The organism is Geobacillus zalihae, from assembly GCF_030414215.1.
GTDB classification, from domain to species: Bacteria; Bacillota; Bacilli; order Bacillales; family Anoxybacillaceae; genus Geobacillus; species Geobacillus zalihae.
On sequence record NZ_CP129217.1, the window covers coordinates 988,841 to 1,003,955 of the forward strand.

Below are 15,115 nucleotides of genomic sequence, written 5' to 3' on the forward strand. Positions count from 1 at the left end.
TCACCTAACAAGCTGGCACGGTGACAAGAAGAGCGAACAATGCCATGTAAAACAAAATTGCAACTTATATATATAGAATACAACACGCCTGTATAGACGTGATTTTGTGCAGCGGGAGGAGAAGGCGGTGAACACGTTTCGCTATCGGAAACGGAGCGCCGTAGAGGCGACGCTGTTGACCATTGTCATGATGTGTGTGCGCGGCCAGACGGAGGTCGCACTTGACGATTGTGAGGTGTTCATCACCGTTGCTCAAGGCGAGCGGTGCCGCGTCACGGTCAAGATGTCCATTCGATATGGGGCGCCGGTGATGGAAGTTTGCCGCCAGCTGCAACAGCATATTGCCGAGGAGATCGCCGCGATGACGCCATATGTCGCCGAGGCGGTCGACATTGTTGTCAAACGGCTTGTCATGCCGGAAAAAAACGCATGAGAACCGTGCTCTCATGCGTTTTTTGATTATTCTTTGATTTTTTCAAGCTCGCTTTTGACCTGCGCCAACACGTTTTGGCATTGGCTGACAAGAGAGGACGGAAAATGTTCATCATCGCCGTATTCGACGCCGTGTGGATAGTAATGTTTCCCTAAAATCGGCGTGAGCAGCTTAATGAGTGCATAGCGCGAATCGACATCTCCCTCAATGGCGTATCCTTGAACGCGCAAATAGTAGGTGCCTTCTTTGACGACGTATTTCCGGTCGTATGTGACCCGTTCATAATCCCATTGCGCTGCGCGGACAAAACCGTGGCGCTCCATAATGTCATCAAGGTGGGACAGTTCGACCGTCTGATTTTCCAGTCCAGTATTTTCAAACTTCATCTTTCTTCCTCCTAACAACACAATATGTAAAAGCGCCAAACAGGAAATCATCCCCTCATTTATAATAGTACGAAAACGGTTTGCTTTTCAACGAATTGTTTGCCATTGTTTCCGTTTCGCTCGCATTTTTTTGTGTGATCCGGCGCACAATACGGGTAGAAAGGAGAGACGAAGAATGCAAACGGTACGGGACGTCATGTCAACGGATGTGCAATATTGCACGCCCCTTGACAATCTCTACGAAGCGGCGGTAAAAATGCGCGATTTCAACGTCGGGGCGATTCCGATTGTCGATGACGGCCGCCTTGTCGGAATGATTACCGACCGCGATATTGTCGTGCGCGGCATGGCTGAAAAACGTCCCGGTTCGACTGCGGTGACGGAAGTGATGAGCCGCGATCTCGTCACGCTTTCCCCGGACGATTCGGTGCAAAAGGCAGCAGATATGATGGCACGTCACCAAATTCGCCGCCTCCCGGTCGTAGAAAACGGGCGTTTGGTCGGCATCATCTCGCTCGGCGATTTGGCGACGAACCGCTATTCTGATGAACGCGCGGGTCGTGCGTTAAGCGAGATTTCCGAACAAGACGCCATCCATTGACAAACGCAACGGACACGGCTTCTTTCGAGGAGGAGCGCTCTTTTTGGGTGTCCTCTTTTTTTGGCCTCTAAAAAACGGCTATAATGGCAATAAGGAGATTGCGCAGAAAGCGGGAGTTGCCGTGTGAAATGGTTTTTCCTTTTTTTGTTTTTCTTGATTGGATTGTATTATTTTGTGCCGAGTCCGCCGCCCCCGAGCCCCCCGGAGCAGCCAGAGACGAATCGATACATGTTGAAAGAGCCGAAGGCGACGGCCGGCATCGTTGCGTTGATCGGGCAATCGGCGCAAGAGGCGAAAAAACGGCTTGGCGCTCCAGACCGAATCGACCCGTCAGCTTACGGATATGACTGGTGGGTGTACAGCCGTCGACCCGAGTCGTACGTGCAGATTGGCATCTTGCGCGGTCGCGTCGTCACCGCCCTTGTCGGCGGAGAGAAGGTGAACGTTGAACCGTTTGCGGTCGGCCAGCGGTTGCAGACGATTTTTCAAACGATGCCGGTGCTATCGAACATTGAGATTAAGCTAGGCAGCGGGACATACCGGTTTGAGCTGTCTGAACAAGATTACTCATCAAGGCCGGTTGTCAAAGTTGGCAGCGTCTACGCTCAGCTGTATGTTGACCGCTTTACCGGCGAGGTGGCGGCGATCCGCCTGATGGATGCAGAAACGTTCGTCAAGTTGCGGCCGTACGAGCTCGTTTACCGCGGCAGCCTGCCGGCGGCCGCGCCGCTGTCGGAAGAAAAGCGACAGGCTGTTGATGCGGCCAACGCGAAGCAAATTTTTGACTGGACGAATTTGATCCGCCGTCGCCATGGGCTTTCCTCTCTCATGTGGGATGACAAGGCCGCTGCCGCCGCGGAAAAACATAGCCGAGATATGCATGATCACCGGTTTTTCTCCCATGAGTCGCCGCAGTATGGCGATTTATCGAAGCGGCTTGGCGCGCTTCACATTCCGTTCCAGCTTGCCGGGGAAAATATCGCCGCCCATCAAGTCGATGGCGTTGAGGCGACCATCGGATGGCTGAACAGCCAAAACCATCGGAACATGATGTTGAACGAAGAGTTCACTCACTTGGGCGTTGGCGTCTACGCCGATTACTATACGCAAAACTTCTTTACGCCGCTCTAAAAATTGGGCGCACCTCTCTGTGTTGGATGCGATATGATATGGCAGATAGGCATGAGTGGACGAAAGGGATGAGAACCGCCATGGTCAAGCCTCTGCATCCTTCCGTTGAACAGTTTAAACAGTTTGTGAAAAAACATCCAAAAATCATCCAGGAGGTGCGCAGTGGCAAAAAGACGTGGAAACAAGTGTATGAGGATTGGTATTTGTTCGGGGAAGACGATGACATATGGGAGCCGTATCGGGAAACAAACGGTGCGGCAAAAGAGGAGGAAAAAGGAACGAACAAATGGCTCGATAAGCTCGCGTCTATGCTTGGACAGATCGATGCAGCCGATGTGCAAAAACATTTGGCGAACGTCCAGCAGGCGATCGCGGCGATCCAAAGCATTCTTTCCGAATTTCAAGGGGCCGGTCAAGAACAAAGAAACAAAGAAGCGCATCCGTTTTCGTTCCGCAAAGATTAAAGGGTGGTGGCGATGAGGAAAGATGTATGGCAATACCTGCAAGGAACTCCGATGTTGCGCGCGTTTTTGCGCGAACAGCCGCGCTGGTACCGGCTCCTTGCCCGCCGTCCGCATGAACTGTCGACGTTCCAATTGGCCGCCTTGCGCCACTATGAGCTGACGATCCCTGACAAAGTGAAAAAAATCTCCCAATCGTTGCAAATGGCGTCGCTTATGTGGCAAATGTTTAAAGCCATGCGCGACTAATCGGGCGGCCAATGGCAAAGACTAGTTTCGAAAGGGAGTGATGTCTTTGCCAAAGTGGTTCGCATGGTTTGCGGCTGTCATATTGCTCGCGGCGTATGCCTTCTTTGAGCCGGCGTCGTCATCCTCCGCTCACGCCGAAGCAGTGGGCGGTCCGCTTCAGGTGAAGCATGAAGTGAAAGGAAGCGACGTATTCATTGAATGTGTTGCCGTCCACTTTCCGTTCCGCAAAGGGAGCGGCGGCGGACACATTCATGTCTATGTCAACGGGCAAAAAATGACGGAAGTATACACGGCCGCCTTTATCGTGCGCGGTTTGCCGAGCGGGAAACATACCATCCGTCTTGAGCTCGTCTACAATGATGGGAAAGCAACCGGCATGACGCACGAATTTGACGTCGCCATCCGATAGAGATGACGACGATCGTTTAAAAGGCGGACAGAGGCGATTCGGCACAGTCTGGATCGCCTTTTTTGTTTGCTTCTTTGCTATCTCTTTCCTTTTCCTTTTCTTTTCGTTCATGGTATGATGGGTAATGGAGGTGCCATTTGGTGAAGATTGCGACTCTCGAGCGCATCGAGATTTTAGATAAAGCAGAAGCGTTGGCCAAAATGATTGTCGAGTCGGACGTGGCGGACGAATACCGCCGCGCCTTTTGGCGGCTGAAGCAAGACCGCCGCGCCCAGCAGCTAATCGCTCGCTTTGTCAAGCTGAAGGAGCGCTACGAAGAAGTGCAGCGCTTCGGAAAATACCATCCTGATTATCGCGACGTGATGAAAGAAGTGCGCGAAGCGAAGCGGGAGCTCGATTTGCATGAGACGGTCGCCGCCTTTAAGGAGGCAGAGAAGGCGATGCAAGAGTTGCTTGATGAGATCAGCGTGCTGATCGGCAAAGCGGTGTCCGAACATGTGAAAGTGCCGACCGGAAATCCATACTTTTTGTCGGCGGGCTGTTCCGGTGGCTGCGGGGCGGGCGGAAGCTGCGGCTGCCGCACATAAAAAAAGGGGAAGGGACTATGTTTCCAAAACGGCAAGGGATTATCGTTTGGCTTCATTCGCTGAAATATGGGAAACAGTTGCGCAGGTTCGGCAACATTCATTACATTTCCAAACGGCTGAAGTATGCGGTTCTGTATTGCGATATGGAGCAAGTCGACCATGTCATGAAAAAGCTCGCCTCGCTTCCGTTCGTCAAGCGGGTCGAGCCGTCGTACCGCCCATTTTTAAAACTGGAATTTGAATCGAAAGGGGAGAAGGAAAAAGACTCCCCGTATCCGCTTGGATGAAGGAAAACAGCGGGTCGAAAAAGGCCGACGCCGGCTTTTCGGCCCGCTGTTTCTTTGTTTACTGCAGCGGCGGGATGAAGCGATTCATCCGCATAATGCCGATCAAATGTTGGTAATATAAATCGAGTTCAGCGAACATCGTCGATGGCTTAACATCAAGGTGAATGACGTCCATGCCCAGCTCCTTTGCGGTTTCCATAAATAGTTCGTACCGTTTGTTTGGCTTGACGGACGGATCGGGAATGCCTTCACGGCAAATGTAAAGCGGCTGGAAATCGCCGGGGTCCGTCGGATGAAGGACAACGGCCAAGGAGACGACCGCCTGGCCTTTTTTCACCGTATGGAAGACAAAGAATCCGGACAAACGATGGCGGTTGGCCTTCGCCAATGCAATCAGCTCATATATATCCGAATATCCTTCGCCAAGTTCGATAAATCGTTGGATCATGAATCGTTCCCCCTTGCAAGCATCGTCCACCCTTAACTTTACCGGCCATCCTCGCGAATTGCAATCAAAAAAAAACCTTGCGGAAATGAACCCGCAAGGCCCTTTCCAGTTCCTTGCCTCCGCGCAGGGCGGAACAAGGATCGGAAAGAATAAAGAAAAGGGAGAGGAGAAACCGGAGGAAGAACTTATGGGGAAACGTAAGTCTTCTCCGTCACTGGCAACAACGCACGAAGCGTGTTGCCATTACTCATTATGGACCGTTTGCCGATTTCTATACATGAATGGCGAAAAAATTCCGTAGTTTGACGATCATCAACTTTATGGTAAGATTACCATGAAAACAACGAATCAAATGGATGACAAAGCCACCTTGAAACGGTGAATTGGGTGAAGATGATGAGAGTCATTTCCGGGACATGCAAAGGACGGCGTCTGCAAGCGGTTCCAGGGATGTCGACACGGCCGACGACCGATAAAGTCAAAGAAGCGATCTTTAATATGATCGGGCCATATTTCTCAGGCGGCAACGGTCTTGATTTGTTTGCTGGCAGCGGCGGCTTGGGCATCGAGGCGCTCAGTCGAGGAATCGAGCGCGTCATTTTCGTCGATCATGACAAGAAAGCGGTGCAGACGGTCCGAAAAAACGTGGCGGCCTGCGGGCTTGAGAAGCGGGCGGAAATTTACTGCAACGACGCCGAGCGGGCGCTGAAGGCAGCAGCGAAGCGCGGCCTCCGCTTTGCGGTTATTTTCCTTGATCCGCCGTACAAAGAGAAACAGTGGCCGACGTTGCTGTCGTCGATCGCCGAGCGTCAGTTGCTGGAGCCGCACGGCGTCGTCGTCGCTGAACACTCGGCGGAGGCGGAGCTGCCGGAGGAGGTCGGCGGCCTGACACGATGGAAGCGGGAAACATACGGTATCACCGGTGTGACGATTTATAGATGGGAAGGGGATGGAAGCGATGGCGAGCATTGCGGTTTGCCCCGGGAGCTTTGACCCTGTGACGTACGGGCATTTGGATATTATTAAACGAGGGGCGAAAGTGTTTGATCAAGTGTATGTGGCGGTGTTGAACAACTCGTCGAAAAAGCCGCTGTTTACTGTCGAGGAGCGGATCGCGCTGCTTCGTGAGGTGACGCGGACGCTTCCGAACGTCCATGTCGAAGCGTTTCACGGCCTGCTTGTTGATTATGCCCGCAGCAAAAAAGCGAATGCCATTTTGCGCGGCTTGCGCGCTGTGTCCGATTTCGAATACGAAATGCAAATTACGTCGATGAACCGCGTTCTTGATGAAAACATTGAAACGTTTTTTATGATGACGAACAGCCAGTATGCGTTTTTAAGCTCGAGCATCGTCAAAGAAGTGGCGAAATACAACGGCGATATTTCCGAGCTCGTGCCCCCGGTTGTTGAGCAGGCGCTGAAGCGGAAATTTGCGTCCACGGCCGCTGATTGACGCTTCCTTATGAAAGCCGCTTAAGCGAACGTTGCAGTCGGCGCCGGCCCGGTTTTGCCGTCAAGGGCGGCTCACGGCCGAGACGACGCGAGCCGCCCCGATGGCTTTTTGCTGCCAAAAAGCTGGGCGCTCAAGCGTCTTATGAGCGCCCGCGCGATTTACTGACCGCCTTGATGACGAGCCATATATAAAGGCAAAGGAACAACAGTGTCAAGAGCGGCCCGTATTGCTGCAGCAACCGCCAGCCTTCATTCCAAGCGCCGTCTTTGGCGGCGTGAAGAAACGCTGGGATGTTAGTCGGCATTCCGCCGGCTGTTTTGATGTACAACGGTTTCCAAAGCAAGTATGTAAAGGAAGCGGCAAACACTCCGTGCAGCAAACGCGCGATGAAAAACGGCTGAAAGCGGATGTTCGCTTCGGCGAGAATGCTGGCGACTTGCGCTTGGACGGAAAAACCGCCGAAAGCGAGGACGAAGCTTGTGGCCACTGCTTTTTCCATCAGCATCGCCTCATCGGTTTGACTGATCATTTGGCTGCCGAGTGTAATTTCAAACAAGCCGGAAAACACTGGGATGTCAAGCTGCTCCGGCAGCTGGGCAAGGCGGAGCAGATGGCGCAGCAATGGGGCAAGCTGTTCGGTCAAATGCATCATATACAGCAGTTTATTCATAACCGAAAAGAGAATAATAAAACCGCCGATCATTAACAGTGTTTGGACAGAAGAACGCACGGCGTCGCCAAGAAGTTTGCCAAGCGGCTGTTCGTTTTTCAGTCGCGTGCGGTGCAGTGTGCGCAGCGCATACGGGAGCGAAAATGAGCGTGGCTGCCGCTTCGCTTGCCTCTGTTCTTTTCGGATGCCGTGAAAGCGCATGATCAGCCCAACGCTAATGTTTCCTAAATAGTGGGAAACGGCCAGCACAAGGCCGAGTTGCGGGTTGTTGAAAAATCCCGCTGATACAGCTCCAAAAATAAAAAGTGGGTTGGATGAATTGGTGAACGACGAGAGCCGTTCGGCTTCAATCGTCGTCAGCTGTTTTTCCTGGTACAGGCGGGCGGTCAGCTTGGCTCCAGACGGGTAGCCGGACGCCATTCCCATGGCCCAGGCGAATCCGCCGACGCCCGGGACGCGAAACAACGGGCGCATGAGCGGCTCGAGCAAGACGCCAAGGAAGCTGACGACGCCGAAGCTGATGAGCAGTTCCGAGACGATGAAAAACGGCAAAAGCGATGGAAAGACGACCTCCCACCACATATTTAAACCGCGAATGGACGCTTCAAGCGACTGTTTTGGATAGCAAATGAGCGAAAACGCAAACAAGGTGGCGGCGGAAGCGAGCAATACGGTTTTCCATTTCGCCCCCCAATTTTGTTTCACTTTTTTCCCCCCTTTTTTGCCGTGCGGTTTCTTGTAGTACAACCTCATATAACCTAATATACGAGCATAGGGGGGCGTTTTAGACCATAAGATGAAAGCGGATAGCGCTGCGACAAAGGGGGGAGGAGGCGTGCCGCCAAAAGTCGGATTGGCGCTCGGGTCGGGAGGAGCGCGCGGGTTCGCCCATCTTGGGGTATTGAAAGTGCTTGAGGAGGAGCATATTCCGATTTCCTATTTGGCCGGCAGCAGCATCGGCGCGCTTGTCGCCGTCCTTTACGCAAGCGGCCATGGCCTCCATCGTCTCTATCGGTTGGCTCAATCGTTTCGACGCAACGATTTTCTTGACTGGACGGTGCCGAAAATGGGGCTGATCGCTGGCGAGCGCATCACGCAGTTTCTTCGCTTGTTGACGAAAGGGAAACGAATCGAGGAGATGTCCCCGCCTGTGGCTGTTGTCGCCGCTGATTTGCGGACAGGAGAGAAAGTCGTGTTTCGGCAAGGGGAAGCAGCCCAGGCGGTGCGGGCGAGCATCTCAATTCCTGGCATTTTTGTGCCGGCGGAGGTGAATGGCAGACTGCTTGTCGACGGCGGCGTCGTCGACCGGGTGCCAGTGTCGGTCGCCCGAGCGATGGGAGCGGATATTGTCATCGCTGTCGATGTCTCTCCGCTCAACACAAAGGCGGAAATTGCGTCGATCGCCGATGTCATTTGGCAGAGCCTCGATATTTTGCAAGCGGAGCTGGTCGCTCACCGTCAGCTCGCCTCAGACGTTATGATCCGGCCGCGAGTCGAACAGTATAGCTCGCGGGCGTTCACAGATATTGAGGAAATCATCGCTCGCGGGGAAGAGGAAGCGCGGAAGCAAGTGGGAGCGATCCGTCAAGCGATCGAACAGTGGAAGGAGTCATCACACGAATGAAGAAACGGACGTATATTGCCCTGTTTTTCTTTGGCGCCGCCCTCATCTTTCTGCTCATTTTTATGAAGCTGCCGTATTATGTGACGATGCCGGGAAGCGCGCAAAGTTTGGAGCCGCTCGTTCACGTGGAAAACGGCGACCGCGATAAGGGAACGTTGATGCTTACGACGGTGCGGATGGGGCGGGCGAATGTGATGGCGTATTTGTTGGCCCATATCCGCCCGTTTTATGAGCTTCATCCGGTCGAGGAAATCAAGCAGGAAGGGGAGAGCGACAAGGAATATACGATGCGCCAGCTTGAGCTCATGGAACAGTCGAAGGAAGCGGCGATCATCGTCGCTTATCGCCACGCCGGAAAGCCGGTGTCGTATGAACCTCATGGCGTTTATGTCATGAGCGTCCTCCCGGATATGCCGGCCGCCGGCCGTCTAAAGACCGGTGATCGCATCGTCGCGATCGACGGAAAGCCGCTCGGCACATCGGAGCAGATGGTCAACTACATTCGCGGAAAACAAGCGGGTGATCGCGTCCGCGTCGCATTCATTCGCGGCCGGAAGCGGCAGGAAACAGAGCTCGAGCTCAAGCCGTTTCGACAGCACCCGAACCAAGTCGGCCTTGGGGTGACACTCATGACCGATTATGACGTCCGCACCGACCCGCCGGTTGACGTGGAGTCGGAACAAATCGGCGGACCGTCGGCTGGGCTCATGTTTTCACTTGAAATTTACAACCAACTTGTCGATGAAGATATTACAAAAGGTCATAAAATCGCCGGCACCGGGACGATTGATCTTGACGGAAACGTCGGGCCGATCGGCGGTGTTTCGCAAAAAGTCGTGGCCGCTGACCGCGAAGGAGCCGAGGTGTTTTTCGCCCCGAACGAACATGGTGCGCCGACGTCGAACTATCGCGAGGCGGTGCGGACGGCGAAAAAAATCGGGACGCATATGAAAATCGTCCCGGTCGATACGTTCGACGAGGCAGTTCGTTATTTGCGTTCGATGCCGGAAGCGTAAATCGGCGCCGTGGCGTATTCTTCTTTCAGCGCGGCGCTGTAGAGCGGCTCCGGAAAAGCGGCGGCGTACACAGCTGCCGCTCTTTTTTCTTGCTCATAAAGAGGGTCGCCATTGAGTTTGGATGCTCTGGCGACGAGCGGGAGCGCAGCGCTTTTTTTCACCTGCTTTAAGTAGCGGCGGCCGGTTTCACTCATGCCGAGCAGCCGGATATAGGTCGGGTTGGCCGCTTTGGCTTGCTCCTCCTTTGTGAAATTCGTCAACACATGCGCACATAGGCGTTGCAGCCTTGTCCAGGTGTATCGCTTCGTTTTGACGGCGGCAATGAAGGCGGCAAACGTTTCGGCGTGGGCGATGTGTTGCTTCAGCCGGTGTTCGATCCCTTCCTCCACGCCGGCGATGCGGCGCAAGTCGGCCTCTGTGGCGGTCAACAGCCGATATTTTAGGAGCGGAAAATACACTTCCCAATCGTGAAAGCGCCCGTATGTCTCCCGATATTGGCGGAGTTGTTCGAGCGCAGCGGGCGGAACGTACGCCGCGATCGACTCGAGACGACCGGTTTGTCGCAATGTTTTCCGCAGGCTGGTGGCGCTCGCAATCGACGGGTGGGAAAATGATTCGTCATGATAGCCGGCGGCCAGCCGCGGAATCGTGCGCGGCATCATCGCCAGCTTGTTTTGCCAAATGGCTTTCACATACGCAAAACCAAGCACGTTGTTTGGCTTGGACAAATCAAGCGGAGCGGCGCCGAACTTTTGCCACGCTTCAGCGGCGGCTTTCGGAAAGCTTTGTCCGCGCGCCAGCCCGGTGCGGATGAGGGAATCGAACGTTTCCTTCTGTTCAAGCCATGTTTGGGCCGCGGATAAAAAAGCGGAAATTTCCCCCGATTCGCTGCCAAAGCAAAGCTCTTGGCAGCCGATCGCCGCAAGCAGCTGCACCGCCCCATGTGCGAACTGTTCAGCCGCTTGCACAGCGAAGGCGTACGGCAGCTCGATGACCACATCTACGCCGGCGGCGAGCGCCATTTTTGCCCGCGCCCATTTGGAGACGATGGCCGGCTCACCGCGCTGCAAGAAGTTTCCGCTCATGACGGCGATCAAACAGTCCGCATCTGTCTTTTGTCTCGTTTCGTTCAAATGGTGGAAATGACCGTTGTGAAACGGGTTGTATTCCACGATCACGCCGACGGCTTTCACCTTTTTTCGCTCCTTTCATGGCGATTCGCGCGGCTTGGCCGCAACGAAATGGCTGTCTATTCTATCTGAACTTAGTATGGAATAGAAAGCGGCGAAGATCAACGGCAACATGCGGTGAGGACAGCAAAAGAAACGAAGCGGTCGACCGTTTTCCGATGTCCGCGCGCCGACCGTGCATGTTCAAAATGGCATTTGGAAATGATGGGAGTATGCCGTTCTTTTCCCAAGGAATGAGTGGTTGTAAAGAAAAAACATTGACAAAACTAGAAACGAAACGTATAATTTTATTCGTTGCCTTGAGGTGATGATATGAAATGGACGGTCCAACAGCTTCGCCGTTTTCAACATAAGGAAATGGCGATTGATGAGACGGTCGATGTGTCCGATTTAAAACAAATTGACACGTTGATCCGCGATATTTCGCCGGTGCACGTCCGAGGAAAAGCGGATGTCGGGTCGACAAAATTCACGTTTCATTTGACGTTGTCCGGAACGATGGTGTTGCCTTGTTCGCGGACGCTTGTCGATGTGACGTATCCGTTTTCCATTCAGACGACGGAGACGTTTTTTGCGGATGGCAGCGGCATCGTGAAGACCGATGAGGACACCCATATGGTGGCGGGGGACACGATTGATTTGAATCCCATCATCCGCGAGTTGATTTTGCTTGAAATCCCGTTGCAGCTGATCGCCGAAGGACCGGTTGCCGGCGGAGCGCCGCAACATGGGGAAGGATGGGACGTTCTGTCGGAAGAAGAATGGGAGAAAGCGATGCAAGAGCGGGAAAAGAAAGTAGATCCTCGCCTTGCAGGGCTGGCCAAGTTTTTCGAGGAAAAACGAGAGGAATGATCGTGAGTCGGCGTTGCCGGCCGATGGCGCCGAATATTGCGCACCGTCCGGCAGCCGCCTTGTGTGCCGGCGGATGGCGGCCTCGAGGTTGACTGATTCGCCGGCATGGATATGCCAAAATGCGCCCGACAAGGAGGTGGGAATGATGGCAGTACCTTTTAGAAGAACATCGAAAACGAGAAAACGGCTGCGCCGCACACACTTTAAACTGCAAGTGCCAGGCATGGTGCAATGCCCGAACTGCGGCGAATGGAAATTGGCGCACCGCGTCTGCAAAGCATGCGGAACATACAAAGGAAGAGATGTCGTCAACAAATAATGGCCGACATCGAACGACAGGCTGTCCGAAAAGAGGACAGCCTTTTTGATTGTCTGCAAAAAATCAACGCTGTTCGTCTAGGCGGCAGTTTTTTTCGTCGTGAGGCAGGAAATTGAAGAGAACGCGCCCAATTCATTGATGTGATGAAGAAAGGAGAGACGTGCTGATGGAAGCAATGTTGGAGCATCATGACGGCATTGCACTGTTTACGATTTGCCGTCCAGAGAAACGGAATGCGATCAATTTTGCCGTGATGGGGGCGCTTGAGGAGGCGATGGAACAGGCGGCGGCTGATCCACAGGTGAAAGTGTTCGCCATTACCGGCGCCGGCAGCGAGGCGTTTTGCTCCGGCGGCGATTTGAGCGAGTTTGGGCATTTGCGCGGCACGGAGGCAAGACAGATGCTCATGCGCATGGGAGAGCTGCTGTACAGGCTGCTGACGTTTCCGAAGCCGACGGCCGCCCTTGTCAACGGAACAGCGATGGGGGGCGGCTGCGAGCTGGCGACCGCTTGCGATTTTCGCTTTGCCAAAGAAGGAAGCCGGATCGGATTTGTGCAAGGCCGGCTTGGCATTACAACCGGCTGGGGAGGAGCGTCGATGCTGTTTGCCAAACTTCCGTACGGGCGGGCGCTTGACTTATTGCTGCGCGCCGAGCCGATGACGGCGGAGGCGATGGAAGCGTGCGGTTGGGTTGACGCCATCCTGCCAGCCGAACATTGGCGCGAACAATGGCGTGAACGGCTGGCGCCTTATGCGGAGCGGTCGCTTTCCGTCTTGCAGGCATATAAGGCCGCAGCCGGCGAAAAATGGCGAACAGCTTGGTTTCGAGAGCGGTTTTTCGCCGAGATCGCCCGTTGCGCCGAGCTGTGGGGGTCGGCTGAACATGAACAGGCATTGCGTCCTTTTTTGTGTAAGAAGTAATTTTTTCCTTCTACCGTTTCTACTAGCCGCATACATATAATGACAAAGCGGCGATAAGGGGGGAAGGGGATGACGGGAGTACGTCAAGATGCATGGACGAAAGAAGAGGATGAGTTGTTGGCGAATGTTGTGCTTCAGTATATTCGCGAAGGCGGCACCCAGCTGGAGGCGTTTGCCGAAGTCGGGCGGCGCTTGTCGCGGACGGCGGCAGCGTGCGGATTTCGCTGGAATTCGTGCGTTCGCAAGCAGTACAAGGAGGAGATCGAGCAAGCCAAGCAAGAACGGAAGATGCGAAAAAAAGAAACCCCATCAACAAAGGAAAGCGAGGGGCAGGAGAAGGTGGAAGCGGCAGTCAAAAGCCATTTGTCATGGGCGGAAGTGCTGGCCTTTTTGCAAGCTGAGGAGCAAAAGGCGCGCGACGCTCGACGGACGGCCGATGAAAACCGGGCGCTCAAAAACGATATGGAGCAGCTGCAGCAAATGGTAACGAAGTTGCAAATGGAAAAAGAATCGCTGCAAAAACAACTAGCTGCGATCCAGGAGGAGTATAAAACGCTGCTTTCCATTATGGAGCGGGCGCGCAAAATGGTGACAGACAGCGGGAAACCGGCTCCGAATGCAGTGGCTGAAGGCGTCGACGAAGGGTAAAGGCTGGCTTTTCGCCGGCTTTTTTTCTTAACGGAAGAAGAAGATCTCTGCTAAAATAAGGCTAACGCCATGTTGCAAGAAAGCGGGGGAGAAGGATTGAACATTGGGATTGTCGGCGGCGGAGCAGTCGGATTGCTGCTCGCCGCTTATCTTGGGCGGCGCCATGGGGTGACGGTCTATACGAGGCGTCCGTCCCAAGCAAGGCAGCTTGCCGAGCATGGTGTGGCGCTAAAAAAAGATGGCGAGACATCGGTCGTGGCGGTGCGCGCGCAGCCGTTTGCTGGAGCGGAGCTGGACGAGCCGCTCGTGTTTGTGACCGTCAAACAGTACGATCTCGCTTCCGTCTGTGCGCAAATCGACGCGTTTCGCCGCGTTCGCACGCTCGTTTTTTTGCAAAACGGCATGGGGCATCTCGAGCAGTTGACGATGTTTGCCGACAAAAATGTCCTCGTCGGCGTCGTGGAGCATGGCGCAATGAAGCTAGATGACCGGACGGTGGCGCATACGGGCGCCGGAAAGCTGACACTTGCTTCTCGCTACGGTTCACTTGGCGACGCCCGGGAGCTTCGGGAAGGGGAGCGCGGCTTTCCGATCGAATGGGCCGATGATTGGGAGCGCATTCTTGTGGACAAGCTTGTCGTCAACGCCGTCATCAATCCGCTCACCGCTCTATTGCAAGTGAAAAACGGGGCGCTGCTAGAAACGGCTCCGTACCGCGATATGATGAGGCAGCTGTTTGATGAGGTGCGGAACGTGCTGCCTCTTGAAGACGCCAATCGGGCGTGGGAGCGCGTCGTCCGCATATGCCAAAAAACAGCGGACAACTATTCGTCGATGTATATGGACTTGGCGAACGGGCGCCGGACGGAGATTGACGCCATTTTGGGCTATGTGTTGAAACAAGGGGAGGCGCGCGGCGCTATGCTGCCGGTCGTCCGCTTTGTCTTTTGCGCGGTGAAAGGGAAGGAAGGGAGAGAGACGGATGGGTGATTGGCTCGCTTCAACGCTGGCGACGTTTGTGACCGCGCCGCTTCTGCTGTTTTTGCTCGTCTACTTCGGAGCACGCTTGGTCGGCAGGCGGAGGCGGGCAGCGTTTTACGCCGCGGTCAACGCTGCGACTGTTTTTTTCATCGCCGCTGTCTATTTTTTGCTGACAGTGCTGTTTGGGAAATCGTACTTCGTTCCTCTTCTTCTCTTTTTGTTTGGTCTGCACGCGGCGATCGCGCTTGGCTATTGGCGGAAAAAGGCGGACTTTCGTTTGCGGACGGTGTTCCGCGTCTTTTGGCGGGCGAGTTTTCTCATTTTTGCCTCCCTTTACGCCGGGCTGCTTGTATACGGAATGGCCATTCGCGTTGCGATGAGCCTTTAGTGTGGCCGAGCAAGCCTTTTTTCTCTTGGCAATAAACGTGCTATACTCATGAAAGAATAC

Annotated in this window: 22 protein-coding genes; 18 read left to right on the forward strand and 4 right to left on the reverse strand. The window is 54.2% G+C overall.

Annotated elements, in window-relative coordinates:
- The first annotated feature begins 127 nt into the window (after positions 1-127).
- Complete coding sequence (locus QWV57_RS05125) at positions 128-433, forward strand: Asp23/Gls24 family envelope stress response protein (protein WP_015374346.1); 306 nt, start codon at positions 128-130, stop codon at positions 431-433.
- 26 nt (positions 434-459) lie between these two features.
- Here the strand turns inward: QWV57_RS05125 and QWV57_RS05130 are convergent, their stop codons facing one another.
- Complete coding sequence (locus QWV57_RS05130; RefSeq protein WP_015374347.1) at positions 460-819, reverse strand: YugN family protein; 360 nt, start codon at positions 817-819, stop codon at positions 460-462.
- Positions 820-994: 175 nt separating this feature from the next.
- Between QWV57_RS05130 and QWV57_RS05135 the strand changes: the two genes are divergently transcribed.
- From QWV57_RS05135 to QWV57_RS05165, 7 genes are all read left to right on the forward strand, one after another.
- On the forward strand, positions 995-1,420 hold the full coding sequence (locus tag QWV57_RS05135) for a CBS domain-containing protein (protein WP_023634054.1): 426 nt from the start codon (positions 995-997) through the stop codon (positions 1,418-1,420).
- A gap of 123 nt (positions 1,421-1,543) precedes the next feature.
- Complete coding sequence (locus QWV57_RS05140) at positions 1,544-2,551, forward strand: CAP domain-containing protein (RefSeq protein WP_020755441.1); 1,008 nt, start codon at positions 1,544-1,546, stop codon at positions 2,549-2,551.
- A gap of 80 nt (positions 2,552-2,631) precedes the next feature.
- Positions 2,632-3,015 (forward strand): YlbD family protein, encoded by a 384-nt coding sequence (locus tag QWV57_RS05145; RefSeq protein ID WP_014195361.1) that lies wholly within the window; start codon positions 2,632-2,634, stop codon positions 3,013-3,015.
- A gap of 12 nt (positions 3,016-3,027) precedes the next feature.
- Entirely contained in the window at positions 3,028-3,261 is a 234-nt protein-coding gene (locus tag QWV57_RS05150; protein ID WP_129447507.1) for a YlbE-like family protein, read from the forward strand.
- Between the two features lie 40 nt (positions 3,262-3,301).
- Positions 3,302-3,670: a hypothetical protein gene (locus tag QWV57_RS05155; protein WP_025949743.1), complete on the forward strand. Its 369-nt coding sequence runs from the start codon at positions 3,302-3,304 to the stop codon at positions 3,668-3,670.
- Between the two features lie 140 nt (positions 3,671-3,810).
- Positions 3,811-4,257, forward strand: coding sequence for a YlbF/YmcA family competence regulator (locus tag QWV57_RS05160; protein ID WP_011230595.1), 447 nt, complete (start codon positions 3,811-3,813; stop codon positions 4,255-4,257).
- A 17-nt stretch (positions 4,258-4,274) separates the two neighbouring features.
- The gene (locus QWV57_RS05165; RefSeq protein WP_025949744.1) at positions 4,275-4,544 is read left to right on the forward strand and encodes a YlbG family protein; all 270 of its coding nucleotides are present in this window, start codon (positions 4,275-4,277) and stop codon (positions 4,542-4,544) included.
- Positions 4,545-4,602: 58 nt separating this feature from the next.
- Here QWV57_RS05165 and QWV57_RS05170 read toward each other — a convergent pair whose 3' ends face one another.
- Positions 4,603-4,992 (reverse strand): DUF7147 family protein, encoded by a 390-nt coding sequence (locus QWV57_RS05170; protein ID WP_013145867.1) that lies wholly within the window; start codon positions 4,990-4,992, stop codon positions 4,603-4,605.
- A 396-nt stretch (positions 4,993-5,388) separates the two neighbouring features.
- On the opposite strand from QWV57_RS05170, the gene rsmD reads away from it, so the two are divergent.
- Both rsmD and coaD read left to right on the forward strand, forming a co-directional pair.
- Positions 5,389-5,985 (forward strand): 16S rRNA (guanine(966)-N(2))-methyltransferase RsmD, encoded by a 597-nt coding sequence (gene rsmD, locus QWV57_RS05175; protein WP_129447509.1) that lies wholly within the window; start codon positions 5,389-5,391, stop codon positions 5,983-5,985.
- Positions 5,951-6,445: a pantetheine-phosphate adenylyltransferase gene (gene coaD / locus QWV57_RS05180; protein ID WP_129447510.1), complete on the forward strand. Its 495-nt coding sequence runs from the start codon at positions 5,951-5,953 to the stop codon at positions 6,443-6,445. Before rsmD ends, coaD begins: the two co-directional genes overlap by 35 nt.
- 139 nt (positions 6,446-6,584) lie before the next feature.
- On the opposite strand, the gene ylbJ is transcribed toward coaD, so the two are convergent.
- Positions 6,585-7,820 (reverse strand): sporulation integral membrane protein YlbJ, encoded by a 1,236-nt coding sequence (ylbJ, locus tag QWV57_RS05185; RefSeq protein ID WP_301101032.1) that lies wholly within the window; start codon positions 7,818-7,820, stop codon positions 6,585-6,587.
- Between the two features lie 130 nt (positions 7,821-7,950).
- Between ylbJ and QWV57_RS05190 the strand changes: the two genes are divergently transcribed.
- Positions 7,951-8,739, forward strand: a complete 789-nt coding sequence (locus QWV57_RS05190; RefSeq protein ID WP_033005867.1) for a patatin-like phospholipase family protein — start codon at positions 7,951-7,953, stop codon at positions 8,737-8,739.
- Positions 8,736-9,755, forward strand: coding sequence for a SepM family pheromone-processing serine protease (locus QWV57_RS05195; RefSeq protein WP_033005868.1), 1,020 nt, complete (start codon positions 8,736-8,738; stop codon positions 9,753-9,755). Before QWV57_RS05190 ends, QWV57_RS05195 begins: the two co-directional genes overlap by 4 nt.
- Here the strand turns inward: QWV57_RS05195 and QWV57_RS05200 are convergent.
- The gene (locus QWV57_RS05200; RefSeq protein WP_301101036.1) at positions 9,728-10,948 is read right to left on the reverse strand and encodes a nucleotidyltransferase; all 1,221 of its coding nucleotides are present in this window, start codon (positions 10,946-10,948) and stop codon (positions 9,728-9,730) included. The genes QWV57_RS05195 and QWV57_RS05200 overlap by 28 nt on opposite strands.
- A gap of 309 nt (positions 10,949-11,257) precedes the next feature.
- On the opposite strand from QWV57_RS05200, the gene QWV57_RS05205 reads away from it, so the two are divergent.
- From QWV57_RS05205 to QWV57_RS05230, 6 genes are all read left to right on the forward strand, one after another.
- On the forward strand, positions 11,258-11,797 hold the full coding sequence (locus QWV57_RS05205) for a YceD family protein (protein ID WP_011230604.1): 540 nt from the start codon (positions 11,258-11,260) through the stop codon (positions 11,795-11,797).
- A gap of 145 nt (positions 11,798-11,942) precedes the next feature.
- The gene (rpmF, locus tag QWV57_RS05210; protein ID WP_011230605.1) at positions 11,943-12,116 is read left to right on the forward strand and encodes a 50S ribosomal protein L32; all 174 of its coding nucleotides are present in this window, start codon (positions 11,943-11,945) and stop codon (positions 12,114-12,116) included.
- Between the two features lie 166 nt (positions 12,117-12,282).
- Entirely contained in the window at positions 12,283-13,038 is a 756-nt protein-coding gene (locus QWV57_RS05215) for an enoyl-CoA hydratase/isomerase family protein (protein WP_011230606.1), read from the forward strand.
- A gap of 69 nt (positions 13,039-13,107) precedes the next feature.
- On the forward strand, positions 13,108-13,686 hold the full coding sequence (locus tag QWV57_RS05220; RefSeq protein WP_011230607.1) for an RsfA family transcriptional regulator: 579 nt from the start codon (positions 13,108-13,110) through the stop codon (positions 13,684-13,686).
- A 69-nt stretch (positions 13,687-13,755) separates the two neighbouring features.
- Positions 13,756-14,676 (forward strand): 2-dehydropantoate 2-reductase, encoded by a 921-nt coding sequence (locus QWV57_RS05225; RefSeq protein WP_014195370.1) that lies wholly within the window; start codon positions 13,756-13,758, stop codon positions 14,674-14,676.
- The gene (locus QWV57_RS05230) at positions 14,669-15,055 is read left to right on the forward strand and encodes a DUF3397 domain-containing protein (RefSeq protein WP_011230609.1); all 387 of its coding nucleotides are present in this window, start codon (positions 14,669-14,671) and stop codon (positions 15,053-15,055) included. The genes QWV57_RS05225 and QWV57_RS05230 overlap by 8 nt, the downstream gene beginning before the upstream one ends.
- Positions 15,056-15,115: the final 60 nt, after the last annotated feature.